Source organism: Mesorhizobium calcicola (assembly GCF_042682105.1).
GTDB classification, from domain to species: domain Bacteria; phylum Pseudomonadota; class Alphaproteobacteria; order Rhizobiales; family Rhizobiaceae; genus Mesorhizobium; species Mesorhizobium calcicola.
Genome location: NZ_JBHUGY010000009.1, coordinates 1 through 25100 on the forward strand (window position 1 = coordinate 1; position 25100 = coordinate 25100).

26 protein-coding genes and 1 pseudogene are annotated in these 25100 nt (G+C 64.6%); 11 read left to right on the forward strand and 16 right to left on the reverse strand.

The window, feature by feature from the left end:
• The 3 genes from ACFSQT_RS04820 to ACFSQT_RS04830 all read left to right on the forward strand — a co-directional run.
• Window positions 1-1900: DNA translocase FtsK (locus ACFSQT_RS04820; protein WP_379017200.1), on the forward strand; the 1900-nt coding region annotated here is incomplete at its 5' end.
• A gap of 144 nt (window positions 1901-2044) precedes the next feature.
• Window positions 2045-2731, forward strand: a complete 687-nt coding sequence (locus tag ACFSQT_RS04825; protein ID WP_379017347.1) for an outer membrane lipoprotein carrier protein LolA — start codon at window positions 2045-2047, stop codon at window positions 2729-2731.
• Window positions 2732-2895: 164 nt separating this feature from the next.
• Entirely contained in the window at window positions 2896-3702 is an 807-nt protein-coding gene (locus tag ACFSQT_RS04830) for an exodeoxyribonuclease III (protein ID WP_379017201.1), read from the forward strand.
• A gap of 21 nt (window positions 3703-3723) precedes the next feature.
• Here the strand turns inward: ACFSQT_RS04830 and ACFSQT_RS04835 are convergent, their stop codons facing one another.
• The 3 genes from ACFSQT_RS04835 to ACFSQT_RS04845 all read right to left on the reverse strand — a co-directional run bounded on the left by ACFSQT_RS04835 (window position 3724) and on the right by ACFSQT_RS04845 (window position 6292).
• Complete coding sequence (locus ACFSQT_RS04835) at window positions 3724-4818, reverse strand: glycosyltransferase family 9 protein (RefSeq protein ID WP_379017202.1); 1095 nt, start codon at window positions 4816-4818, stop codon at window positions 3724-3726.
• 215 nt (window positions 4819-5033) lie between these two features.
• The gene (locus ACFSQT_RS04840; protein WP_379017203.1) at window positions 5034-5489 is read right to left on the reverse strand and encodes a Crp/Fnr family transcriptional regulator; all 456 of its coding nucleotides are present in this window, start codon (window positions 5487-5489) and stop codon (window positions 5034-5036) included.
• Window positions 5490-5608: 119 nt separating this feature from the next.
• Window positions 5609-6292, reverse strand: coding sequence for a response regulator transcription factor (locus tag ACFSQT_RS04845; protein WP_023760937.1), 684 nt, complete (start codon window positions 6290-6292; stop codon window positions 5609-5611).
• 144 nt (window positions 6293-6436) lie between these two features.
• Here ACFSQT_RS04845 and ACFSQT_RS04850 point away from each other — a divergent pair, with 144 nt between their 5' ends.
• Window positions 6437-6973, forward strand: a complete 537-nt coding sequence (locus tag ACFSQT_RS04850) for a L,D-transpeptidase family protein (RefSeq protein ID WP_379017349.1) — start codon at window positions 6437-6439, stop codon at window positions 6971-6973.
• A 54-nt stretch (window positions 6974-7027) separates the two neighbouring features.
• Here the strand turns inward: ACFSQT_RS04850 and ACFSQT_RS04855 are convergent, their stop codons facing one another.
• A complete protein-coding gene (locus ACFSQT_RS04855) occupies window positions 7028-7288 on the reverse strand; it encodes a hypothetical protein (RefSeq protein WP_379017204.1) in 261 nt (86 codons plus the stop codon).
• A 130-nt stretch (window positions 7289-7418) separates the two neighbouring features.
• Here ACFSQT_RS04855 and gcvA point away from each other — a divergent pair, with 130 nt between their 5' ends.
• Window positions 7419-8339, forward strand: a complete 921-nt coding sequence (gene gcvA, locus ACFSQT_RS04860) for a transcriptional regulator GcvA (RefSeq protein WP_379017205.1) — start codon at window positions 7419-7421, stop codon at window positions 8337-8339.
• Window positions 8340-8355: 16 nt separating this feature from the next.
• On the opposite strand, the gene ACFSQT_RS04865 is transcribed toward gcvA, so the two are convergent.
• The 6 genes from ACFSQT_RS04865 to tsaD are packed head-to-tail and all read right to left on the reverse strand — an operon-like array spanning window position 8356 to window position 12363.
• A complete protein-coding gene (locus tag ACFSQT_RS04865; protein ID WP_379017206.1) occupies window positions 8356-8772 on the reverse strand; it encodes a DUF1761 domain-containing protein in 417 nt (138 codons plus the stop codon).
• A gap of 50 nt (window positions 8773-8822) precedes the next feature.
• A complete protein-coding gene (locus ACFSQT_RS04870) occupies window positions 8823-9422 on the reverse strand; it encodes a class I SAM-dependent methyltransferase (RefSeq protein ID WP_379017351.1) in 600 nt (199 codons plus the stop codon).
• 53 nt (window positions 9423-9475) lie between these two features.
• A complete protein-coding gene (locus ACFSQT_RS04875; RefSeq protein WP_379017207.1) occupies window positions 9476-9901 on the reverse strand; it encodes an EVE domain-containing protein in 426 nt (141 codons plus the stop codon).
• A 41-nt stretch (window positions 9902-9942) separates the two neighbouring features.
• Window positions 9943-10239 (reverse strand): YciI-like protein, encoded by a 297-nt coding sequence (locus ACFSQT_RS04880; RefSeq protein ID WP_379017209.1) that lies wholly within the window; start codon window positions 10237-10239, stop codon window positions 9943-9945.
• Window positions 10240-10276: 37 nt separating this feature from the next.
• Window positions 10277-11278, reverse strand: a complete 1002-nt coding sequence (locus ACFSQT_RS04885) for an NAD(P)H-dependent glycerol-3-phosphate dehydrogenase (RefSeq protein ID WP_379017210.1) — start codon at window positions 11276-11278, stop codon at window positions 10277-10279.
• Window positions 11275-12363, reverse strand: coding sequence for a tRNA (adenosine(37)-N6)-threonylcarbamoyltransferase complex transferase subunit TsaD (tsaD, locus tag ACFSQT_RS04890; protein ID WP_379017211.1), 1089 nt, complete (start codon window positions 12361-12363; stop codon window positions 11275-11277). Before tsaD ends, ACFSQT_RS04885 begins: the two co-directional genes overlap by 4 nt.
• Window positions 12364-12464: 101 nt before the next feature.
• Between tsaD and hemC the strand changes: the two genes are divergently transcribed.
• The 6 genes from hemC (at window position 12465) to ACFSQT_RS04920 (ending at window position 18625) form a co-directional block, all read left to right on the forward strand.
• Window positions 12465-13391: a hydroxymethylbilane synthase gene (gene hemC, locus ACFSQT_RS04895; protein ID WP_379017212.1), complete on the forward strand. Its 927-nt coding sequence runs from the start codon at window positions 12465-12467 to the stop codon at window positions 13389-13391.
• Window position 13392: 1 nt separating this feature from the next.
• Complete coding sequence (locus ACFSQT_RS04900; RefSeq protein ID WP_379017213.1) at window positions 13393-14109, forward strand: uroporphyrinogen-III synthase; 717 nt, start codon at window positions 13393-13395, stop codon at window positions 14107-14109.
• 111 nt (window positions 14110-14220) lie between these two features.
• Window positions 14221-15690 (forward strand): COG4223 family protein, encoded by a 1470-nt coding sequence (locus ACFSQT_RS04905; protein WP_379017214.1) that lies wholly within the window; start codon window positions 14221-14223, stop codon window positions 15688-15690.
• A gap of 10 nt (window positions 15691-15700) precedes the next feature.
• Window positions 15701-17299 carry a heme biosynthesis protein HemY gene (locus ACFSQT_RS04910; RefSeq protein WP_379017215.1) on the forward strand — a complete coding sequence of 533 codons (1599 nt, stop codon included), beginning with the start codon at window positions 15701-15703 and terminating at the stop codon, window positions 17297-17299.
• A 111-nt stretch (window positions 17300-17410) separates the two neighbouring features.
• On the forward strand, window positions 17411-17890 hold the full coding sequence (locus ACFSQT_RS04915) for a tellurite resistance TerB family protein (protein WP_379017217.1): 480 nt from the start codon (window positions 17411-17413) through the stop codon (window positions 17888-17890).
• A gap of 18 nt (window positions 17891-17908) precedes the next feature.
• Complete coding sequence (locus tag ACFSQT_RS04920; protein WP_379017218.1) at window positions 17909-18625, forward strand: glutamine amidotransferase; 717 nt, start codon at window positions 17909-17911, stop codon at window positions 18623-18625.
• 3 nt (window positions 18626-18628) lie between these two features.
• Here ACFSQT_RS04920 and ACFSQT_RS04925 read toward each other — a convergent pair.
• From ACFSQT_RS04925 to gnd, 6 genes and pseudogenes are all read right to left on the reverse strand, one after another.
• Window positions 18629-19863, reverse strand: a pseudogene (locus tag ACFSQT_RS04925) (MFS transporter).
• A 164-nt stretch (window positions 19864-20027) separates the two neighbouring features.
• Entirely contained in the window at window positions 20028-21128 is a 1101-nt protein-coding gene (locus ACFSQT_RS04930; RefSeq protein ID WP_379017220.1) for an aminotransferase class I/II-fold pyridoxal phosphate-dependent enzyme, read from the reverse strand.
• Between the two features lie 120 nt (window positions 21129-21248).
• Window positions 21249-21707 (reverse strand): Ros/MucR family transcriptional regulator, encoded by a 459-nt coding sequence (locus tag ACFSQT_RS04935; protein ID WP_379017221.1) that lies wholly within the window; start codon window positions 21705-21707, stop codon window positions 21249-21251.
• A 215-nt stretch (window positions 21708-21922) separates the two neighbouring features.
• Window positions 21923-22627 (reverse strand): ROK family protein, encoded by a 705-nt coding sequence (locus ACFSQT_RS04940; RefSeq protein WP_379017222.1) that lies wholly within the window; start codon window positions 22625-22627, stop codon window positions 21923-21925.
• 14 nt (window positions 22628-22641) lie between these two features.
• On the reverse strand, window positions 22642-24018 hold the full coding sequence (gene zwf, locus ACFSQT_RS04945; RefSeq protein ID WP_379017223.1) for a glucose-6-phosphate dehydrogenase: 1377 nt from the start codon (window positions 24016-24018) through the stop codon (window positions 22642-22644).
• 22 nt (window positions 24019-24040) lie between these two features.
• Entirely contained in the window at window positions 24041-25057 is a 1017-nt protein-coding gene (gene gnd, locus ACFSQT_RS04950) for a phosphogluconate dehydrogenase (NAD(+)-dependent, decarboxylating) (protein WP_379017225.1), read from the reverse strand.
• Window positions 25058-25100: the final 43 nt, after the last annotated feature.

The window sequence follows — 25100 nt, forward strand, 5'->3', positions numbered from 1 at the left end:
GGACGAGTACGAGCCGGAGATGGAGCCGCGCCCCAGCGCCTGGCGCCGCGCCGCCGAACGGGTCGAATCGGCCGAGTTCGCCGAATCGCGGATGAGCCAGGATGGCCGCGCCCGCGTCGAACCCGAATTCTTCGCCGCCATGGTCAACGACCGCAGCGTTTCCGTCGATCCGGACGACGACGATATCTTCGAAGCCGACGACGACATGGATTTCGAGCCCGCCAGCCAGCGGCGCGCGGCGCCGACGACCAGGGTCCAGCAGTTCCGCTCCGATGCCGCCACCCGCGTCGAGGCGCCGGCGCCGCGTCCGGCTCCGGGCGCCCGCGTCCAGCGCGAGGCGCAGACGTCGCTGATCGGCTCCGAGAAATTCGAGATGCCGTCGCTGCATTTCCTGTCCGAACCAAAGAACGTGGTGCGCGACGCCAGCCTGTCCAAGGATGCACTGGAGCAGAATGCCCGCCTGCTCGAGGGCGTGCTGGAGGATTTCGGCGTCAAGGGCGAGATCATCGCTGTCCGCCCCGGTCCGGTCGTCACGCTCTACGAGCTCGAACCGGCGCCCGGCATCAAGTCGTCGCGGGTCATCGGTCTTTCCGACGACATCGCCCGCTCGATGAGCGCGATCGCCTGCCGCGTCGCCGTGGTGCCCGGCCGCAACGCTATCGGCATCGAACTGCCGAACGCCAAGCGCGAAACGGTCTATCTGCGAGAAATCCTCGCCAGCCGCGACTTCGAGACCACCAAGGCCAAGCTGGCGCTGGCGCTGGGCAAGACCATCAATGGCGAGGCGGTCATCGTCGACATCGCCAAGATGCCGCACGTGCTGGTCGCCGGCACCACCGGCTCGGGCAAGTCGGTCGCCATCAACACCATGATCCTGTCGTTGCTCTACAGGCTGACGCCGCAGGATTGCCGGCTGATCATGATCGATCCGAAAATGCTGGAACTGTCGGTCTATGACGGCATCCCGCATCTGCTCACGCCGGTGGTCACCGATCCGAAGAAGGCGGTGGTGGCGCTGAAATGGACCGTGCGCGAGATGGAGGACCGCTACCGCAAAATGTCGAAGGTCGGCGTGCGCAACATCGACGGCTTCAATGCCCGCGTCAGCCAAGCCGACAAGAAGGGCGAGAAGATTTCACGGACCGTGCAGACCGGCTTCGATCGCCAGACCGGCGAGGCGATCTACGAGACCGAGAACCTCGATCTCGAGCCGATGCCCTATATCGTCGTCATCATCGACGAAATGGCCGACCTGATGATGGTCGCCGGCAAGGACATCGAGGGTGCGGTGCAACGCCTGGCGCAGATGGCGCGCGCTGCCGGCATCCATGTCATCATGGCGACGCAACGCCCGTCGGTCGACGTCATCACCGGCACCATCAAGGCCAATTTCCCGACCCGCATCTCCTTCCAGGTGACGTCGAAGATCGACAGCCGCACCATTCTGGGCGAGCAGGGCGCCGAGCAGTTGCTCGGCATGGGCGACATGCTCTACATGGCCGGCGGCGGCCGTATCCAGCGCGTGCACGGCCCGTTCGTCGCCGATGAAGAGGTCGAGAAGATCGTCGCGCATCTGAAACTGCAGGGCGTGCCGGAATATCTCGATGCCATCACCGACGACGACGGCGAGGACGATGACGAGCCGTCGGGCAAGGGCGGTTCCGGCGGTGGTGGCGGCAACAGCAATTTCGAGGATTCCGATGATCCTTACGATCAGGCGGTTTCCGTGGTGCTGCGCGACGGCAAGGCTTCCACGAGCTATATCCAGCGCCGGCTGGGCATCGGCTACAACCGCGCCGCCTCGATCATCGAGAAGATGGAGAAGGAAGGGATAGTCGGCCCGGCCAACCATGCCGGCAAGCGCGAGATCCTGGTGCCGACCGATGAGGACAAGTTCTGACCATGACCTTGTGACATCTCCAGTGGCAACCTTGAACCGTTCAAGGCGTTGAAGCGACCGAGGGCGCGCCTGGCCTGCCAAACTTCAGCCCAACTGGGGGTCCAAGCACGAGAGCAACTCAGGAATCAGATGAGAGTGACCGACATGAAAAACGATCCTTCAGCGCTCAGCAGTTTTGCTCCCACGCGGCGCCAGTTGCTCGGCCTTGGTCTGGCGTTCGCAGGGGCGGCAGCCTTCAACGTCATGCCCGGCTTCCAGCTGCTGGCGTCGGCGCAGGCCGCCGTGCCGCCTGCCGCACAGAAGATCGCCGACCATTTCTCCTCGGTCAAATCGATGAGCGGCGAATTCGTGCAGTTCGGCCCCAAGGGCGAGCAGACCGGCGGCAAGTTCTTCCTCGAACGGCCGGGCAAGATCCGCTTCAACTATGACGGGGCGTCGAACTTCAAGGTAATCTCGGACGGCAAGTCGGTGGTCATCCTGAACAAGAAGCTCAACACGTCCGATCTCTATCCGCTGTCGAAGACGCCGCTGAAGCTGCTGCTCGACGACAGGATCGACCTTTCCGGCGACCGCGTCAAAAGCGTCAAGCAAGAGGATGACCTCACCACCATCCAGCTCGCCGACAAAACGGTGTTCGGCAATTCGAAGATCACGATGATGTTTGATCCCAAATCCTACGAGCTGCGCCAGTGGACGATCACCGACGCACAGGGCAAGGACACGACGGTGATGATCTTCAACGTCAAGGAAGGCGTCAGCTTCGCCGCCGACACCTTCGCCATCGACTACGCCGCGAATCGCGAACTCAACACCAACACCAAGTCGCGCTAAGCCAATCGCTTCAATAGCTGTGGAAAGTACTGGGTCGCGCCTCGCGGCTCGGCTTGTCTTTGCGGCTTGCGGCTGGCAGTTTCCCGGACTGACTCCGTCAAAAGGCGTCTTCTCCGTCAGGGCCCGTCGGTTCTGGCTGGCTGTACCCTGTCCTGGATTGCCGAATGCCCTTTTCCATCGCCACCTGGAACATCAACTCTGTCCGCCTGCGCATGCCGATCGTCGAGCGCCTGCTTGTCGAGCATGCGCCTGATGTACTCTGCCTGCAGGAGACGAAGGTTCCGGACGAGCTGTTTCCCGAAAAGGCATTCCGCAAGCTCGGCTACGAGCACATCGCCTTCCACGGCCAGAAGGGCTATCACGGCGTCGCGACCGTCGCACGGCGGCCGATCGATGTGGTCGAGAGGCGCCGCTTCTGCGAGATCGAGGACAGCCGCCATTTGTCGGTGACGGTGCGAGCCGGCGGCAAGGCGATCCTGCTGCACAATTTCTACGTTCCGGCGGGCGGTGACGAACCGGACCCTGTCATCAACAGGAAGTTCAAGCACAAGCTCGATTTCGTCGCCGAGATGAATGCCATCCGGGCCGAGCACGACGAGGTGTCAGGCTCCGTCCTGGTCGGGGACCTCAACATCGCCCCGCTCGAACACGACGTCTGGTCGCACAAGCAGCTGCTCAACGTGGTCAGCCACACGCCGGTCGAGACGGAAAGTTTCGAGGCCATGCGGCTCGCCGGCAACTGGGTCGACCTGATGCGGCTCAACGTGCCGCATGAGCAGAAGCTTTATACTTGGTGGAGTTACCGCGCACAGGACTGGGAAGCCTCCGATCGCGGCCGGCGGCTCGACCATGTCTGGTCGTCGCCAAACCTGGTGGCGGATTTTGCCGGCTACGAAATCCTGCGCCCGGCGCGCGGCTGGGAGCGGCCGTCAGACCATGTGCCGGTCATCGCGCGGTTCGATCTCGATTAGCTGCGTCGCGACCAGACGGATTCAAACGACGCGCTTCAGCTCTTTGTCCTTGTGCATGTCGTTGTCCCGAAGCTGCGCAGACCCTGTCTTGCCAGCGCGATCCAGCAGATGGGGATGGTCGCGGCGGCGGGCCGCCAGCATCCTACGGGCCGCTTCGATGATTTTCGGCGCCCGGACATTGGCGACTAGGCCGCCGGTTGGGCGTGCATGGCGTGTCTCGACCACGTCGACGCTGTTCGAAAGTGGCCGCCATCGGCTCATGTTGGCACCGCCACTGACGATAACCATCGGCGTCATCACCGTGGCCATCAGATGCGCCGTACCGCCTTCGGCGCCAATGTAGAGATCGGCAAACTCTCCGAGCGCCAGCAGAATGTCGCTGACGTCGACATCCTCCACCGTGCCGGAATCGATAGACTGCAACTTCGGCACGCGCCGAACCAGTTCAACCACGTCAGGGCCATCACCGGGCGTTTTCACATAGATGACGTTTGCCCCGTCGGCGATCATGCTCTCGGATATTGCGACAACCTGATCCGCGGTCAGTCGTTTGTCGCCATCGCCATGTGCCGCGATAACGATCAACGGAGCTTGCTTGCCGTCCGCGAGGCTCCTCGCGGCCACCCGCGCGGCCGGGGTCGGCTCCAGCCGATGATCGAAAGGCAACCGCCTCCCCGCAAGACGCTCGACAAGGCGGTGGTAGCGCCATGCATTGTGTTCGGGGCGTGCTTCTGGTTTTCGGCCAGGGGGCCAGGACAGAGCGAAAGCCGGAAAGTTCGCTTCATAGGCAATCCCGCGCCCGACCAGCGAGGCCCAGGTCTGAATCAGCCAGGGCGCCACCATACGGAAATCGACGATGGCTACCCGCCCCTTGCCGTTGCGGTGGCCGGCCGCCAGACGCGCCAGGGGTGTGCGTGCATGGATCGCATCGACCAAATGGTCGACATGGCGATTGAGGACATGTTCAAGGGTCGATGCCCCGCTGGTTCCGTATACGATAAAACTATCAGGGAATGCCGTTCTGGCGGCGCGCAAAGCCGGGATCCGGACCAGTCCGTCGCCGAACGCGTCATTGCGGGAATACAGAATAATCGTCTCGTACCGAGCTGGCAGCATACCCCACTCCCCCAAGTAGCTTGGTGGTGGCGATGCCTGCTATTCCGCCCGCCGTCGAGGTTCTGTAGGATTTCACCTCTTGCCTGTCAACGAAACCTCGCGGGACGACCAACGCGTCGCGCTGTGCCAAACCGCTGCGTACTTCCGGGCTCTAACTCAAAGAGACAGAGCATGATGTCGTCAGAAAACCGCTTCACACTTTTCGGCATCATGCCCTAGCCGGAGAAGCGTGGCGCCAGTGCCTCGATGCGGCGGATCATCGCCTGGAATTCCTCGGAGATGCGCTGGTGCAGGTTCACCGCGATTTCCGGATATTCTTCCAGGATGCGGCGGAACATCTTGCGGCTGAGCCGGATCACTTCCGAATCGATTTCGGCCGACGCGCTGGTCAGCCGGTTGCTGTCGGCGATCAATGCCAGTTCGCTCAGGATCGTGCCCGGGCCGGCCGTGCCGATCGGGATGCGTTCGCCATTCTGCTCTCGATAGAGCACGATGCGCCCGCTGACCACGATATAGGCCGAATCGGCCTCGTCGTCCTCGCGGTAAAGCTTGTGGTTGGCAAGCAGTGTTGTGTTCTCGGCGCCGAAGGCGAGCAGGCGCAACTGTTCCTGCGTGAAGCCCTCGAAGAGCCTCACGGCGGACAGGATGCGGATGTCGTCATCCAGCGGCATCTAGCGGTGTCCCCGAAACGGTCAGTCCAATCCCTCCCCTGCGGTACGATCCAAACCCCCTCCAACTGGATCGTACCCGAAAGCGGCCCCGCCCGATCGCTCATTGGATAATGAAATGTTTAAGGAACCAGCTTGTAGCCGCCGCTTTCTGTCACAAGAATTTCCGCATTGGAAGGATCGCGCTCGATCTTCTGGCGCAGCCGGTAAACATGGGTTTCCAGCGTGTGCGTGGTGACGCCGGAATTGTAGCCCCACACTTCCTCGAGCAGCACGTCGCGCGTCACCACCTTCTGGTCGGCGCGATAGAGATATTTGATGATCGAGGCCTCCTTCTCCGTCAGCCGCACCTTGCCGCCGCGCGGGTCGATCAGCAGTTTCTGGCTGGGCTTGAAGGTGTAGGGCCCGACCGAGAAGGTGGCGTCTTCGCTCTGCTCATGCTGGCGCAATTGCGCACGGATGCGCGCCAGCAGCACGGCGAAGCGGAACGGCTTCGTCACATAGTCGTTGGCGCCGGCTTCGAGACCAAGGATAGTATCGGAATCGGTGTCGTGGCCGGTCAGCATGATGATGGGCGCCTTGTAGCCGCCCTTGCGCAGGATCTTCACCGCTTCGCGGCCGTCCATGTCGGGAAGGCCGACATCCATGATGAGCAGATCGATGAGGCCGCCGCGTGCCGTGGCGACGCCTTTTGCCGCAGTCGATTCCTGCAGCACGTCGAATTCCTCGTAGAGGGACAATTGCTCGACCAGTGTGCCGCGCAGGTCGTCATCGTCGTCGACGATAAGAATGGTGCGTGAAGTCATGGATCAATCCGTTGTTTTGAAAAGAAAATTCAGTTGACCGCTGCCTGTTTATGCGGAAGCTGACCGACACAACAGCCGATCACAGTGATTTGTTCCGTGGCACGATCATACAAGAAAAAACGCGATCGCAATGCAGCCGGCGCAATTTTGCGAAAAGGGCTGCGCGTGCTGACCGTGCGGGCGAGGCCCGGCAATCCAAGCCAGGGCCTGCTGCAGGCCGGCGGAACGGTGTTTGCGTGTGCGCTGGGGCGGGGTGGCATCTCGGCCGACAAGCGCGAAGGCGACGGCGCCACGCCGCTTGGCCGCATGCGGATCCTGTCGGGTTATTTCCGCGGAGATCAGTTCTCCAGCGGCCGCAAGACCCGTTTGGCGATGAGGCCGATCGGGCCTGATCTGGGCTGGTGCGAAGTGCCTGACGACCGCAACTACAACAGGCCGGTCAAGATCCCCTATGGCGCCAGCCACGAACGCATGCGGCGCGCCGACCGGCTCTACGACGCCTGCCTGGTGCTCGACTGGAACCTGTCGCCGCGCCGCCGCGGGCGCGGCAGCGCCATTTTCTTCCACCTGGCGCGCCCCGGCTTCACGCCGACGCAAGGGTGCGTGGCTGTGACGGCACAAACCATGGCGCGGTTGCTGCCGCTGCTGTCGGATCGGACGGTGATGAAGGTGGTTAGGTAGGGGAGTAGGGATAAGTCTCGGTGCAGCGTTGATTTTTCCTATTCACATACTGCCCTACTGCCGTACTCCCCTATTCCCCTCCTGCCTTGGCCGCTGCCAACCGATGTCGAGAAGGCCCAACCGGCCCATCTCCCGATCCATTGCGCGCGCGATGTCCTTGCGTCTGGCGCCGATGTCGCGCAACTGGCGATCCGACAGATCCTCGATATCCTGGCGTGGCAAGTTGATCGCAACTCTTGCGTGGCGAAGCCAGTCGGTCACGGCGAGCAACCAGGCCGGACGGGCGGCTGGCGAATTCAAAACGATGATGGACATGATGTGCTCCAGTTCCTCCGGATATCAAATCCGGCTTGATGGTGTTTCGATGGACACATCATGCTTCATTGAAATTTAAATGAGAAACGAGTAGTTCTTTCAAGATCGTCAAGTTTTATTTGAGGATGGTATGTCCCGCCTGCTGCCTGGTACTCGAGCGCTGAGGACGCTGGAAGCCGCCGCCCGGCACCTCAACTTCACGCGTGCCGCCGACGAGCTCGGCCTGACGCCGGCCGCGGTCAGCCATCAGATCAAGGAAATCGAGGACCAGCTGGGCATCGTGCTGTTCACGCGCACCAGCCGCACCATCCGGCTGACGGCGGCGGGCACGGTGCTGTTCGAGGCCTCGATCGATGCGCTCGACCTGCTTGGCCGGGCCGTCTCGCGGGCGCGCAAGCTGGCGCGCGGCACGGCACTGCTGAAGGCAACGCTCGACGCGCAGTTCGCGTCAAAATGGCTGATGCGGCGCGTCGACGATTTTCGCAGGCGTCAGCCCAATATCGAGCTCAGGTTCGACATCGCCTACGAAGTACGGGATTTCGACCTCGACGACGTCGATGTCGGCATCCGGTTCGGCGTCGGGAAGTACCCGGGCCTGCGCGCGCATCGGCTGTTCGACAACGTCATCATTCCTGTCTGCAGCCCGGGCCTGCTCGCCTCCGGTCCGCCTCTGCGCGAGCCGCGTGACCTCTTCAATCACACGCTTGCCCATATCGAATGGGCGCGCCAGGGCGTGACATGGCCGAACTGGCGGATGTGGATGGCGGCGGCAGGCATCAACGATTTCGACGACAGCCGGACCATCGTGTTCAGAAATTCAACCGACGCGGTTCAGGCGGCGATCGAGGGCAATGCCGTCGCGCTCGCCGATTTCGCCATGGTGGCAAACGACCTCTCGGAAGGCAGGCTGGTCCAGCCTTTCGAGCTCGGCCTGCGGGTAGGGGCCGAGTTCGCCTATTTCCTAGTCTATCCCGAGAGCACTGCCGACGATCCGCGCATCGTTGCCTTTCGCGACTGGATTCTTGAGGAAGTCGCCAGGACGCAGACCTGACGAACGCGGCATGTAATCAGGCTGCCGCCGCGCCGAACCAGCCGATCACCGCGCCGATGATCAGCAGCGCGCCGAGCCAGTGGCCGCCGTCGATGAGGGTCAGGTCCCAGCCGAAATTCTGGTAGCGATGGTTGACCGAGAGTGTCGTGGCGACGAACCCCAGCCAAAGCACGAAACCGAAGACAAGTCCGGCGAGCAATGTCGGCTCGCCGCCGGTCATCGCGCCGACGACCAGGGCCATTATGTAGGCCATGACCAGTTCGGCGATGAAGCTGATGACGAACGGCAGCGGCGATTTTTTCATCGTTGCCGGATCGAGCCTGGCGGCCTTCAGCCACGGCTTGCTCAGGCCCCTGTACCAGGCGGCGCCGAACAGCCATGCCACGACGGCGGCGGCGATCACCGCCAGCCAGTTTACTGCTTCAAAATCCATGAATCCCCCCTCCGATGCCGATCTGATGGAACGCCTGTTCGGCGATGGCGTCAAGCAAGCCTCCAGACCGTGGTGCGCTTGACCAGTGAATCCTCAAGTGCCCGCGTGACCGCCACTTCATAGACCGCGAGCGGCTCCAGTCCCGCCTTCGGCATATACGACCGGCCGGGATCGCCGACGAGGATGTCGGCGCCGCGCGCCTTCAGTGTTTTGAACCACGGCATCAGCCGGTCGGCGAAGGATTTGTCGTAGAAAACATCGCCGGCCAGGATCACGTCCCAGCCCGCATCGGTGCCGATGCAATCTGTGCCGAGGAACTCGATCCCGACATCGTTGGCTTGCGCATTGAGATGGATCGCCGTCGCGCAGAACGGATCGATGTCGGCGGCGACCACCCTGGCAGCACCTGCCTTGGCGGCAGCAATGGCGACAAGGCCGGAACCGGAAGCGAAGTCGAGCACGCGCTTTCCCCGCACCGTAGCCGGATTGTCGATGACATAGCGGGCAAGGCCCTGGCCGCCGGCCCAGGCAAAGGCCCAGAAAGGCGGCGGCAGGCCGATCTCGATCAGTTCATCTTCCGTGCGCTGCCACAAATCATGCGCTTCATCGGCGAGGCGCAGAAAAATCTCAGGCACATGCGGTGGCGCCATCAGCGCCGTGTTGTCGAGGATGAATTGTTTCGCGCTGTGTGGCGTGAGCGCCGTCACGGAGCTGGTGTCAGGCCGCCCATGCGGCAGACTTCCTTCCATTCGGCCGGCGTCACCGGCTGCACGGAAAGCCGCCCGAGCCGCACCAGCGCCATGTCGGCAAGCTTCGGATTGGCCTTGACCTCTTCCAGCGTCGGCGGGTTCGGCACATCCTTGAAAGCGCGGATGTCGACGCATTCCCAGCGCGGATCGTCGGTGGTGGTGTCGGGATGGGCGAGCGCGCAGACTTCGGCAATGCCGACCACGTTCAATCCCTCATTGGAATGGTAGAAGAAGCCGAGATCGCCGATCTGCATCGCCTTCATGTTGTTGCGCGCGGCGTAGTTGCGCACGCCATCCCATTGCGTGCCGGCCTTGCCCTTCGCCTTCAGCGCCTCGAAGGAGAAGACCGAGGGTTCGGATTTGAACAGCCAGTAGTTCATGCTTTTGCTCCTCCTTGCGCTCGCTCGCCAACGACCCGGATTTAACTAGCCGCCGGCTTGTTGAACGTCCAGTTCCACTGGCGGATTTCGACGCTTTCGAACAGCCCGGCCATGGCGTACGGATCGGCGGCCGACAAGGCCTGTGCCCCGGCCAGGTCCGGCGCCTCGACGACCACGAGGCTGCCATTGGGCTTGCCTTCGGCATCGAGGAACGGACCGGCGAAAGCCAGCTTCTTGGCGCCATTCAGCCCTTCGAGAAAGGCGATATGCTCGGGCCGCGTGTCGAGGCGCACCTGCAGGCTTCCGGGCTTGTCCTTGCAGATCAAAGCAAACAGCATGGTCTTTCTCCTGGTCGTGGGATCAATGGTGTGGGGATCAATCGTTGGTTTCGGTCTTCAGCGGCCGGGTCATCAAGGCCGTCACAGCCTGCCGGATGGTGATGGTGCCGTCCAGTATGGCGGCGACGGCGGCGATGATCGGCGCATCGATGTTGCGCTCGGCGGCGATGCGGGCGGCGATCGCCGCCGTCGGCACGCCCTCGGCCAGCGGCAATCCGGCAAGCGGCTTGCCTTGCCCGAGCGCCAGCCCATAGGCGAAGTTGCGCGACTGGGCCGATGAGCAGGTGAGCAGCAGGTCGCCAAGGCCGGAAAGCCCCATCAGCGTTTCCGGCCTGGCGCCGAAGGCGGCACCGATGCGCCGCAGTTCGACAAAACCGCGCGTCACCATGGCGGCCTGGGCACTGGCGCCGAGCCCGGCGCCGGTGACCGCGCCGGCGGCAATGGCGAAGACGTTCTTCAAGGCGCCGCCGATCTCGACGCCGATGAGGTCGTCACTCGAATAGCAGCGCAGGTTCTCCGCCGAAAAGCGTGCGGCGAGCTCGGCCGCCAATGCCTCGTCGCGGGCGGCGACCACCACGGCCGTCGGCAGGCCGCGGGCGACATCGGTGGCGAAACTTGGGCCCGACAGAGCGGCGACCGGATTTCGCGGCAGGATCTCCTCGACGATCGCCGACAGCAAGGCGCCGGTGTCGCGCTCGATGCCCTTGGCGCAGAGGACGAGCGGAATGCCGGCCGGCATATAGGCCTTGGCGACCCCCAGCGTTGCCCGCAGCGATTGCGCCGGCGTCACCGCCAGCACGCAATCGGCGCCAGCGAGTGCTGCCTTGATGTCGCTCGTCGCCTCGATGCCGGGCGCGATGGCGATGCCGGGCAGATAGCGCGGGTTCTCGCCGCCACGAATAAAGGCGACGGTTTCCGGGTCGCGCGCGAACAACCGCACCGAATGGCCGGCGCGCAGCATCGCCAGCGCCAGCGCCGTGCCCCAGGCGCCGCCGCCCAGCACGATGACCCGCCAGCCGCTTCTGGCTTGATCAGTCATGCCTTGGCTCCGCGCCGGCCGGAGCCGACCATCGGCGTCGAAATGCTGTCCAGCGGCCAGCGCGAGCGCGGCACGAAGTCGAAGCCGTTCTCCTGCGCCATGCCTTCGCGCAACCGTTCGATGCCGGCCCAGGCGATCATCGCCGCATTGTCGGTGCACAGTTTGAGCGGCGGCGCGACGAAGGTGAAGCCGGCCTCGTCGCACTGTCGCTCCAGCGTCGTCTTGATGGTGCGGTTGGCGGCGACGCCGCCGGCAACCACCAGCGCCGGATTTTTGCTGCCGGGAAAGGTTTCGCGAAAGCGCGCCAGCGCGCGCGCGACACGGTCGGCCAGCGCATCGGCCACCGCTGCCTGGAACGAGGCGCAGATGTCGGCGACATCCTGCTCGCTCAGCGGCGCAATGGCTGTCGCCGCCTGGCGCACGGCGGTCTTCAAACCGGAGAAGGAGAAGTCGGGCTGGGCCGAGCCTTTCATCGGACGCGGAAAGGCAAAGCGCGACGCGTCACCGATTTGCGCCGCCCTCTCGACATTCGGTCCGCCGGGATAGGGCAGGCCGAGCATCTTCGCTGTCTTGTCAAAGGCTTCTCCGAGCGCGTCGTCGATGGTGGTTGCCCAGCGCTGATAATCGCCGACGCCGCGCACGGCCAGGATCTGCGTGTGGCCGCCGGAGACCAGCAGCAGCAGATAGGGAAAATCGAGCCCATCGGTGAGCCGGGCGGTCAAGGCATGGCCTTCGAGGTGGTTGATGGCGATCAGCGGCTTGTTCGCCGCCGCGGCGATCGCCTTGGCCGTCATCAGCCCGACGATGAGCCCGCCGACGAGGCCGGGGCCGGCGGTGGCGGCGATGGCGTCGATATCGGCGAGTGTTGTGCCCGAATCGGCAAGGGCTGCCTCGACGATGCCGTCCAGCGCCTCGACATGGGCGCGCGCGGCGATCTCCGGCACGACGCCGCCGAATGCGGCATGCTCCTCGATCTGGCTGAGCACGATGTTGGACAGGATTCTTGGCGCGGCATCGCCGTCCAGCGCCACGACGCTGGCGGCGGTCTCGTCACAACTCGTCTCAATGCCCAGAACGCGGATCAATTCGTCGCTGTCCCCAGAGATTGTCTGTCAGCGCTTTCCCGATTAGGAGAAAGCCTGGAAAGGCCTCGGTCTGCCCCGGGGGTTATCACGGACCGCACGCCATGCAAACAATCTTGAGAATCGGAACACGCGGCAGCCCGCTGGCACTGGCACAGGCGCATGAAACGCAGGCGCGGCTGATGGCCGCGCACGGCATGCCGGCGGAGGCGTTCGAGGTCGTCGTCATCTCGACCAGCGGCGACCGCATCCAGGACCGGCCGCTGTCGGAAGCCGGCGGCAAGGGCCTGTTCACCAAGGAGATCGAGGAGGCGCTGCTGGCGAGGCGGATCGACATCGCCGTGCATTCGTCGAAGGACATGCCGACGCAACTGCCCGACGGCCTCGAACTCAGCGCCTTCCTGCCCCGCGAGGACGCCCGCGACGCCTTTGTCGGCAAGGCGGCGAAGACCATCGCCGACCTGCCGCATGGGGCGAAAGTCGGTTCGTCGTCACTGCGGCGACAGGCGCTGATCCGCCGGATGCGGCCGGATCTCGACGTGGTGATGTTCCGCGGCAATGTGCAGACGCGCCTACGCAAGCTCGACGAAGGGGTCGCCGCCGGCACCATCCTCGCCTATGCCGGGCTGAAGCGGCTCGGGCTCGACCATGTCGTCACCGACCTGATGCCGCTCGACGGCTTCCCGCCTGCGCCGGGGCAAGGCGCGATCTGCATCGAAAGCCGCATCGGCGATCGCGATGTCGAAAAGATGCTGGCGGCCATCCATGATGCGCCGACCGGACAGGCGCTCGCCTGCGAGCGTGCCTTCCTGGCGGCGCTCGATGGCTCCTGCCGCACGCCGATCGCCGGATACGCAGCGGTCGAGGCCGGAAAGCTCTCCTTTGCCGGGCTGATCATCTCGCCCGACGGCACGCAGTCGCACACGGTCGAGCTGCAGGGACCGGCGCAGGATGCCGCCCGCATTGGCGCTGAAGCCGCCCGGACGGTGCGGGCCAAGGCCGGCGAAAAGTTCTTCGATGGCTGGCTCTGACATGCTTCGCGTCCTGGTGACGAGACCGGAACCGGGCGCCTCGCGCACGGCGCGGCAGCTTGAGGAGACAGGGTTCCAGCCGATCCTTCTGCCATTGACCGAAACGGTGGCTTTGCCGGTCGATGCCGGACTGCTTCCAGGCGCTGCCATCGCCGTTGCCGTCACCAGCGCCAACGCCGTGCGCCATGCCGCAAAAGAGGTCATGGCGCCGCTTGCCGGTCTGCCCTGCCATGCCGTCGGCAAAAGGACAGGGGAAGCCGCGCGCAAAGCGGGGTTCTTGTCGGTCAGCGAAGGCCCAGGCAATGCCGAAGCGCTTGCCGACAGTCTTGCTGGCGATCTCCCGGGCAGGACCATCATCTATCTCTGTGGACGCGTGCGGTTTGCGCTGTTCGAACAGAGGCTGAGGGCAGCAGGCGTTCAGGTCGACGCCGTCGAGACATATGACACGCTCGCAGTGGGCTATTCGGACGAAGCCATCCTCGAGCGTCTGTCCGGCCAGCCCGCCGATGCGGTGGTGCTTTATTCAGCCAAGGCGGCAGCAGCGATGCAGATCCTGGCCAGGCGGCCCGCTCTGCAAGGACTTTTTGAAAAAACAAGGTTTTTCGCTCTTTCCGCGCGCATCGCGGCAGCCCTCGACGATACCGCCGATGAAAAAATCCGCACTGCCGCGCAGCCCGATGAGGAAACGCTGCTGGCACTTTTGCAGGCGCGGCTCTGAGCCGCGTCATCACACCGCCCCTTTTCACCGCTTGGTGATGTGCTAGACCCTTTTCTGAACCATCATGCGCCGCCAGGCGTTGAGACGAAGCGAATTGTGCGGAGCCCAGGCATGGTCAAGACGCCGAAGATGCGACACTCGAAAGGCCGCCGCGAGCCGGTGACCATCGATCTCGAGCCCGACGCCGTCTCGCGCATCGTCGACGAGGACGCCGCCAAGCCGCAGACCGGCGCGGAAGCCCCAGTGGAGGCCGCCTCGCAAGCCGAGATTCCCGAAGAACCGGTGCATGCCGACCAGACCGATATCGAGCCCTGGGAGCACGCCGACGCCCAGGCCGAATCGGAGCAGCCAGCGGCGGCGGCAGCCAAGGGCGGCAGCGAGGCCGAATCTGCCTATCCCAGGCCGTCCGATCCGCCGGCAGGCGAAACCAAAGCCTTCGACTATAATTTCGAGGACGCGTCGGCCAAGCACACCCGAGCCGGCGAGAGCAAGGCAAGCACCGAGACGCGGGACGAAAGAATGGCGCCAACACCCCCGGCAAAGCGTGGCGGCCTCAACGGCATCGCCGCCGGCATCATTGGCGGCGTCATTGCACTGGTCGGCGCCGGTGGCCTGCAATTGGCCGGCCTGCTCGGCGCGCCGGGATCCGGTTCCAGTGTCTCGCTCGACGGCGTCAACGGCGAGATCGCCGCGCTGAAGAGCGAAATCGCCGGCTTGAAGGAAGCCGGCGGCAGCACCGACGCATCGGCCAAGGTCGATGGCCTGTCGTCGGCGCTGGATCAGGTCAAGACGGATGTCGCGGCGCTGAAATCGGCGGTCGAATCCGGCGGAGCCGGCGACAATGCCGGGGTCGCCGCTTTGGGTGACAAGGTCAAGCAGATCGAAACGGCGGTCGCCGCGCTTGGCAAGGCCGGCGGCACGGCGCCGGTCGATCTCGGCCCGCTCAACGAAAAACTGGCTGGTCTCGATGCGCAGGTGAAGTCGGCCGGCGAGGCGACGGCGGCGCAGGATAGCCGGCTCACCGCACTCGAGCAGTCGGTGTCGCAGCTTTCCGGCAAGGTCGAGGCGGCGGCGGGACAGCCGAAGATCGCGCTCGCCATCGCCGCCTCGGCGCTCAAGTCCGCGCTTGATCGCGGCGCGCCATTTTCGGCCGAACTCGAGACCTTTGCCGCGATTTCGCCGAATGCGCCAGAGCTTGCGGCGCTGCGCACCTATGCCGAAAAGGGCGTGCCCACCCGCGCCGAAATCGCGTCGCAAGCGGATGCCGCCGCCAATGCCATGGTTGCCGCCGCGACGCCCGTCGACGAGAATGCCGGCTTCCTGCAGAATCTTTTGTCGAGCGCCGAATCGCTGGTCAAGGTCAGGCCGATCGGCGCCGTCGAAGGTGCCGGTGCACCGGAAACCGTCGCGCGCATGGAGGTGGCGGTCAACCAGGGCGACTATGCCAAGGCGCTCAGCGAGTTTGACACGCTGCCCGAAGCCGTGAAGGCCGCCGGCGCTGACTTTGCCGGCAAACTGAAGGCACGCATCGAGGTCGAAACCCAGGTCGATGCGCTGATCTCCGGCGCGATGAAGGCATGAGGGCAACACCATGATCCGCCTCTTGGCCTTCCTCATCGTCGTTTTCGCGCTCGGGCTGGGCTTTGCCTGGCTGGCCGACCGGCCGGGCGACATGGTCGTCACCTTCAACGGCTACCAGTACCAGGTCAGCCTGATGGTCGCGGCGGTGGCTGTCGTTGCCGTCGTCGCGGCGGTGATGATCTTCTGGTGGCTGGTCAAGTCGCTGTGGAACAGCCCCTACACCATCTCGCGCTATTTCCGAGTGCGCCGCCGCGACCGCGGCTATCAGGCGCTGTCGACCGGCATGATCGCCGCCGGCGCCGGTGATGGCGCGCTGGCCCGCAAGAAGACCAAGGAAGCGGCCAAGCTGATCCGCTCCGACCAGGAGCCGCTGATCCATCTGCTCGAAGCGCAAGCATCGCTGCTCGAGGGTGATCACGAAGGCGCGCGGCAGAAATTCGAGAGCATGCTCGACGACCCCGAAATGCGGCTGCTCGGCCTGCGCGGGCTCTATCTCGAAGCCGAACGGCTCGGCGACCGCAATGCCGCCCGGCATTATGCCGGCCGCGCCGCCGTGATGGCGCCGCAACTGGCCTGGGCCGCCGAATCGACGCTGGAAGAATTGACCGCGCGCGGCGACTGGGACGGGGCGCTGAAACTCGTTGACGCGCAGAAGTCGACACGGCAGATCGAGCGCGACGCGGCCAACCGCCGCCGCGCCGTGCTGCTGACGGCCAAGGCGCAGGCACTCGCCGGCAGCGATCCGACTGCCGCCAGAACCGCGGCGATCGAGGCCAACCGGCTGCGGCCGGACTTCGCACCTGCGGCCGTTGCCGCCGCCGCGGCGCTGTTCAAGCAGAACGACGTGCGCAAGGGCTCCAAAATCCTCGAGGCGGCGTGGAGGGCCGAGCCGCATCCGGAGATCGCCGAGCTCTATACCCATGCACGGCCGGGCGACGCGGTGCTCGACCGCCTCAACCGGGCGAAGAAACTGCAGGAAATGAAGAAGAACCACCCCGAGTCATCGATGACGGTGGCGCGCGCGGCACTCGACGCTCTGGATTTTTCGACCGCGCGCCGCGAGGCCGAGGCCGCGATCCGGATGGACCGCCGCGAGGGCGCCTATCTGCTTTTGGCCGATATCGAGGAGGCCGAGACGGGCGACCAGGGCAAGGTGCGGCAGCTGCTGTCGAGGGCGGTGCGGGCACCGCGCGATCCGGCCTGGGTCGCCGACGGCGTCGTTTCCGAGCGCTGGGCGCCGGTATCGCCGGTCACTGGCCGGCTCGACGCCTTCGAATGGCGGGCGCCGATGGAGCGGCTCGGCCAGCTGATCGACAGCGATGACGATACCCCGGCCGTTGCCGTGCCGGTCATCGAAGCGCTGGCAAAGCCGGCCAGCGACAGGCCGGTCGAGGCGATCGATGACACCGCCCCAGGCGTGCCCGCAGGCAAGGACGCCGAGAGCCACGAGGATGATGTCCGGCCGGTCACGGCGGCTGCCTTCGCCGCGGTGCCGACCGACGCGGAAGCCGTCGAGCCGGCCGGGGAGCATGCGCGGCTGCCGGACGATCCCGGCGTCGATCCGGACGAGGAAGCGGAGAAGGCGCCGCGCCGGTTCCGGCTGTTTTGAATTGGCAGGCCGTCGGGCCCCTCTAACTCAATGATGTCTGGACAGACGGTTCCCGTTTGTCCGAGAAAACCGCTTCACACTTTTCTGCATCATGCTCTAAGGAATGGACTTATGTTTGAACGCGTTCTGTCATTTCTCAGGGATTTGCCGACAGGGTCCGGCGCGCGTGCCAGCACCGACGATCCGCGCATCGCGGCTTCGGCGCTCCTCTATCACGTCATGAACGCCGATGGCGTGCGCCAGGATGTCGAGTGGGAGCGGTTCAAGGCGGTGCTGGCCGAGAGCTACTCGATCGGCGGCGCCGAACTGGAAGCGCTCGCCGCCGCCGGCGAGCGGGCCGACAATGAGGCGATCGATCTCTATGCCTTCACCAGCGTCTTGAAGCGCCACCTCGACGCCGACGCACGCAAGGGCTTCATCGGCCTGATGTGGGAGATTGTCTATGCCGATGGCGAGTTGCACGAGCTGGAGGACAACACGGTCTGGCGCGTCGCCGAGCTGATCGGCGTCGAACGCCGCGATCGCGTCGAGGCGCGCCGCAAGGCGGCGGCGCAAGCACCCGGCGCCACCGGAACATCGAGCGACGAATAGACGGGATTTCGCCTGCCCATGCCGCGCAGAACGAGTTCGAAGCCAAAGATCCTGATCGTTCTGCATCAGGAGAGTTCGAGCCCCGGACGCGTCGGCCACATGCTCCTGGAAGAGGGTTTCGAGCTCGACATCCGTCGCCCGCCGCTCGGCGACACATTGCCGGAAACGCTGGACGGCCACGCCGGCACCGTGGTGTTCGGCGGTCCGATGAGCGCCAATGATGAGGACGAGTTCGTCCGCCGCGAGACCAACTGGCTGGAAATCCCGCTCAGGGAGAACCGGCCGTTCCTCGGCATCTGCCTTGGTGCGCAGATGCTGGTCAACCATCTCGGCGGCAAGGTCGAGGGTCACGGTGAAGGGCTGGTCGAGATCGGCTGGTATCCGCTGAAGGCGACCGAAGCCGGCAAGAAACTGATGCACTGGCCGGAGATGGTCTATCAATTCCACCGCGAGGGCTTTTCGCTGCCCAGGGACGCGACGCTGCTGGCGACGGCCGAGACCTATCCCAACCAGGCCTTCCGCTATGGCGACAATGCCTGGGGCATCCAGTTCCATGGCGAACTGACCAGGGTGATGATGCAGCGCTGGGTGGTGCGCGGCGCGCAGCGCTTCGAATTGCCGGGCGCGCAGCCCGGCCGCGATCATCTCGGCGGCCGGCTGATCTGGGACATGCACTTGAAGCGCTGGCTGGACGAGTTCCTGCGCACCATCTTCGGCAAGCCGGTGGTGCGATAAGCGTCAGTTTCGCCCGTTGAGATGGCGCACCTTGCGCAGCTGCGGGAACAGCACCACCCAAAGCCCGGCGACGGCGATCGCACCGACGCCGCCGACCACGACCGCCGGCACCGTGCCGATCAACGCCGCCATCGTGCCGGCGCGGAATTCGCCGACCTCGTTGGAGGCGCCGACGAAGACCTGGTTGACGGCGTTGACGCGACCGCGCACGTGGTCGGGCGTCCACAGCTGGATCAAGGTCTCCCTGATGTAGACGCTGAACATGTCGGTGGCGCCAAGCAGGATGAGCGCTGCAATCGACAGCCAGGTGATGGTCGACAGGCCGAACAGCACGGTGCAGGCGCCGACGCGGCGGCGCCAAGCATGATCATGCCGGCGTGGTTGCGGATCGGATGACCGGCCAGCCAGATGGCGACGCAGATAGCGCCGACGGCCGGCGCCGAACGCAGCAGGCCGAGGCCCCAGGGGCCGAGTTGCAGGATGTCGCGCGCGTAGACCGGCAGCAGCGCCGAGGCGCCCGACAGGAGCACTGCGAACAGATCGAGCGAGATGGCGCCGAGCACGATCTTCTCGTTCCAGATGTAGCTGAACCCGCCAAACAGGTTCTGCAGCGTCGGCTTTTCGGTCTCCGTGCGTTGCGCAGGCTTCGGGATGGTGAAGATCAGCAACCCGGACGCAAGCATAAGCACGGCGGCGGTGCCGTAAGCCACCTCCGCCGACACGCCGTAGAGCAGGCCGCCGGCGACCGGACCGACGATGGTCGCCGTCTGCCAGGCCGACGAATTCCAGGCGATGGCGTTGGCGAAATCCTCAGGCGGCACCAGATTGGCGAACAACGAGGCCGAGGCCGGGCCGAAGAAGGCGCGGGCGACGCCGAACATGGCGAGCACGGCGAAGATCGGCAGCGGTCCGCTGATGCCATGCAGCGTCAGAAGCAGCAGCGTGAGTGCGCAGACCGCCTCCACTACAACGGCCAGCGCCATGATCAGGCGGCGGCCGAAGCGGTCGGCGACGACGCCGGTGACCAGCACCAGCAGCAGCGACGGCAGGAACTGGACGATGCCGACCAGGCCGAGATCGAGCGGCTTCCGTGTCAGGTCATACATCTGCCAGCCGACCGCGACGGACACGATCATGGTGGCGAAGGTGGTGAGGAAACGCGCCGCCCAATAGCTCAGGAAGGAGCGGTGGCGGAACGCGGCATAGCGCTGGTCCGGTGATATCTGTTCAGCTGTCATGGATTCAAGAGGCCCCGTTGCGATGGCATCAGCTGGCGGGGCACTTCCACTTTGGGCGCTGGTCCTGCTGGCGGAATTTCAGCTCAGTTCGGTGCGGCATGTGCGCCAAAAACGGCACCGGATCAAGAAATTTCCGGCCTTGGCTGGCCGGCCGCACGGGAAATCTACCCTCTCAGCGCCGCGGAGATGGCGTCGAGGCCGCCTCTCAGCTCGGCTTCCGTCGGCCAGCCGAAGCCGACGCGGAAGAAGCGTTTAGGCATTTCGAACCAGTGGCCGGGTCCGACATAGGCGCCATGGTTTTCCAGCAGGTTCACATAGAACCGGTCGAGGTCGAAACCGGGATCGACATTCAGGCGCGGGAAGCCGACGACGCCGCCTTCGGGCCGCACCCAGTCGACCAGCGGCTCGCGGTCGATCCAGGCCTGGACGATGTCGCGGCGTTTCGCCATTTCGGGCAGCAGCGCCGCCAGGAAGGCGTCCCGGCGCTGCAGCATGCCGCGCGCAATGCCTTCGTCGATGACGCTGCCGCAGATGCCGATCTGCTCCTTGGCGGCGAGGAATTTTTCTTGAAGTTCCGCATCCCTGGTGATCAGCCAGCCGATGCGGATGCCGGGAATGCCGAAGGCCTTGGACAGCGACGAGACGCTGATCGCCCGTGGGCTCAGCGAGGCCGCTGACGGCAGGCGTTTGCCATAGGAGAGGTCGCGGTAGGTTTCGTCGACCAGCAAATGGCAGTTGCGGCTTTCGGCGAGCGCGATCAGCGCGTCGAGTTCTGCTCGGCCCATCATGGTGCCGGTTGGGTTGTGCGGGCAGGTGACGCTGATCAGCCGGGTGTTCGGCTGGATCGCCGCCGCGACCTGGCCGACATCGATGGCGAAGCCGTCCTCGAAGGCCAGGTCGACAAAGCCGATGGCGCAGCCGATGGCCCTTGGTGTCTCGATGTTGGTGGCGTAGTTGGGCCTGATGACGACCAGATGATCGTCCGCCGACAACAGCGAAGTCGAGATGATGAACAGCGCACCGGCAGCGCCGGCGGTGACCAGGACATCGTCAGGCGAGACGCCGGCGTCCTGCGCCGCGATCAGCGCACGCAATTCCTTGTCGCCGCGATGCTCGCCGTAGAAAAGCGTGAGATCGGGCAAGGACAGGCGGATGTCGGAGAGTTTCTGGTCGGCGATCGAACTTTCGGAAAGATTGTAGCGGATCCGGTCGTAGCCGTACTCTTCCGGCGCCTCTTTCTCGATCACCATCCTGGTGTAGTTCATGGCTTCCCCCAAGAATCCGTCCGATTCATCCAAGCCACAAAAACATGAAGCCTGCCAAGGCGGATTCGCCGGCAGGCTTCTGTTCCAGTCGTCCTAACTATTGGGTCAGGACTGAATTGTTCATGCCGAAACCTTGGCCTTCCTGCCCTTGGTGACCGGCTTCGGGGCGGCCTTGCGGCCGAGGCCGATCGACTTCGCCAGCAGCGAGCGCGAGGCGGCATAGTTGGGGGCGACCATCGGATAGTCGGCAGCCAGGCCCCATTTGGCGCGGTAGGCGTCCGGCGTCAGGCCGAAATGCACGCCGAGGTGACGCTTCAGCGATTTGAACTTCTTGCCGTCCTCGAGGCAGATGATGAAGTCCGGCGTCACCGATTTCTTGGGGTTGACCGCCGGGACCAGCGGTGCCGCCACCGGAACCGCCGGCTGGCCGAGCCCGCTTATTGAAGCGCTGACGCTGGCGATGAGGTCGGCCAGGCCGGAAACGGGCAAGCGGTTCTTCTCGACATAAGCGGACACGATGTGAGCGGTCAGCTCGAGCAGGTCGATGTCTTTACGGGCGCTGTCGTTATCGTCGGTCAATCTATTTCTCCGTCTAAAGCGAATGACCTGAAAATCGGATGCGATTTTCGAAAAGGTTCATGCGCAAAATCAAAATGCTACGGCGTCCTCTGTGCATCCAGCGGACGAGCGGCGCTGTTGCAGCGTGAAATTCCTAGTCGGCAAATCTGCGCAATGCAATGACTTTGGGTCAAGTCACACGTTATTTTGAACAACTATATTTAACAATAATAATATCAGACTATCAGCGCCTTGTCGCGCCACAAACGAAACCCGCCTTCGAAGGCGCGCGTGTTGTCGCCGCGCCGGCTGTTGGCGGGCAATTCATCGAGCTTGTCGACGTTGCCGCCGCCGATGACGACATAGTCAGGCTGCATGGCGGCGCGGAGCCGGTCGACGACGTCGAAAACATATTTGCGCCATTTCTTCTTGCCGCGCTTTTCCAGGCCGCGTTCGCCGACATAGTCCTCGAAGCTCTTGCCCTTCTTGTAGGGAAGATGGGCGAGTTCCATCGGTTGGGCGACATTGTCGACGATCATCGCGGCGCCAAGTCCGGTTCCCAGTCCGATGAACAGCATACGGCCGCCCTCATAGCTGCCGATGGCCTGCATCAGTGCGTCGTTGACCACCTTCACCGGCTTGCCGAATTGCGCGGCGAAATCGTAGCCGGCCCAGCCCTTGCCGAGGTTGGCAGGGTCGGTGAGCGGCCGGTTGTGGGTGACCGGGCCGGGGTAGCCTATCGAGATGACGTCGTAGGACAGGTCCTCGGCGAGCTTCTTCACCGCCTCGGCCATCTGCTGCGGCGTCAGGCCAGGCCCGGAGTCGGCGCGGCGCTCCGCGCCGCCGGCGCTGGTGAGGATCTTGACATGCGAGCCGCCGATATCGACCGAAAGCACGATCTTCTCGGCGTCCAATGCCGGTTGCTTCGCCGCCTTGGCCATCGCGTCACCTCCACTCACTTTACCGGATCGATCCAGCCGTTGGGCGGTCCGAACCCGGCCATCACGTCGGCCGGACCCCATGTGAGCGGTTCATAGAGGTGCGGTGGCGTGGTGTCGCCAAGCACCGGGCCGACGATGCGCCAGGCCAGTTCGCTGGCATCCTGGCGGGTGAACAGCTGGCCGTTGCCGTTCATGGCATCGCCGATCAGCCGCTCATAGGGTGGCATGTCGCCCTTGCTGTCGTCGAGCGCCGTCAGTTCGACCTGCTCACCGATCATGTCGTCGCCCGGCGCCTTGCGCTGGGCGCCGATGGCGATCACCACTTGCGGATCGATGCGGAAGCGGACGTAGTTCTGGTCGGTGGGCTTGATCGGGTCGAAGACGTCGAGCGGCGGCCGCTTCAGCCGCACCACCACTTCGGTGACATGCACGGGCATGTTCTTGCCGGCGCGGATGAAGAACGGCACGTCCTGCCAGCGCCAGGTGTCGACGAAGAAACGCACCGCCGCGAAGGTCTCGACCGGCGAGTTCGGCGCCACGCCGGGTTCCGCGAGATAGCCGGTGAACTGGCCGCGCACAACATCGTCCCTGGTCAAGGTGCGGATCGCGCGCAGCACCTGCACCTTCTCGTCGATCAGGTCGTCGGCCGAGCGGCCGACGGGCGGCTCCATGGCAAGCAGCAGCAGGATGTTGAGCAGATGGTTCTCGATGACGTCCCTGATGCAGCCGACATCGTCATAGAAGCGGCCACGGCCCTCGACGCCGAAATCCTCGGCCATGGTGATCTGCACGCTCTCGACGAAGTTGCGGTTCCAGATCGGTTCGAGGAGGGAATTAGCGAAGCGGAAATAGAGCAGGTTCTGGATCGCTTCCTTGCCGAGATAATGGTCGATGCGGAAGATCGACTGTTCGTCGAAAACCAGGTGAAGCACCCGGTTGAGCCAGCGCGCCGACTGCAGATCGTGGCCGAAGGGCTTTTCCACCATCAGCCGCGCGCCATGCGCCGTGCCCGATTGCTCCAGCCCCTGAACGACGGTCTCGAACATGGTCGGCGGCACCGCCATGTAGTGCAGCGGCCGCTGCGCCGTGCCGAGCGCGCTCTTCAGTTTCTCGAACGTCGCCGGATCGCGGTAGTCGCCGCTGACGTAGCGCAGCAGCGAGGCGAACTTGGCGAACACCTGCTCGTCGATCTTGCCGAGCGCATTGACGATGCCGTCGCGGGCGCGCGCCTGCAATTGCTTGAGGTCCCAGGCGTCGAACGCGACGCCGATCACCGGTTCGGTCAGCGTGCCCTTGGCGACCATCTGGTAAAGCGCTGGAAATATCTTCTTGTGGGCGAGGTCGCCGGTGGCGCCGAAGAGCACCAGCGTGTCGGACCGTTCCTGGCTCATCGGCGTGTCTCCCCTGTCGCCGTCACGAGCCGGCCTTCGGCTTTTCGACATGGCCGCCAAAGGCATAGCGCATGGCAGAGAGCAGCTTGTCGGCGAATTCGGATTCGCCTTGCGAAGAGAATCGGTCGAACAGGGCAGACGACAGCACCGGCGCCGGCACGCCGGTGTCGATCGCCGCCTTCAGCGTCCAGCGGCCTTCGCCGGAATCCGAGACCCGGCCGCCGAAATTCGCCAGCGAGGCGTTGGATTTGAGCGCGCCGGCGGTCAGGTCGAGCAGCCAGGAGCCGATGACGCTGCCGTGCCGCCAGACCTCGGCGACGTTGGCGAGGTCGATGTCGAACTGATAATATTCCGGGTTCTGCAACGGGCTGGTCTCGGCGTCGGCGGCGCGCTTGACCTTGCCGGCATTGCCGGCCTTGAGGATGTTCATGCCCTCGGCATAGGCGGCCATGACGCCGTATTCGATGCCGTTGTGGATCATCTTGACGAAATGGCCAGCACCACTTGGACCGCAATGCAAGTAGCCGTAGGGTGCCGTGCCGGCGGCCTTGTCCGGGGCGGGCGCGCCGGCATCGGCGCCGGGCGCCAGCGTGGCGAAGACCGAATCGAGATGCCGGACCGCCTCGTCAGGCCCGCCGATCATCAGGCAGTAGCCGCGATCGAGACCCCAGACGCCGCCGCTGGTGCCGACATCGACATAGCTGAGGCCCTTGTCCCCGAGCTTCGCCGCCCGGTCGACATCGTCATGGTAGTAGGAATTGCCGCCGTCGATGATGATGTCGCCGGGTTCCATCAGGGCCGCCACCTGGTCGACGATCTTGCCGGTGATCGCCGCCGGCAGCATCAGCCACACGCAACGCGGCTTGGCCAGCTTGCCGACGAATTCGTCCATAGATGCCGCACCCAGAGCGCCGTCGGTCACCAGCGCGGCGACGCTGGCGGGGTTGATGTCGTAGACGACGCATTGGTGGCCGTCGCGAATCAGGCGCCGAACCATGTTGGCGCCCATCCGGCCCAGTCCCATCATTCCGATCTGCATGGCTTCGTCCTGTTTCCGAGAGATTTGCTGGGTTTATCGAGGA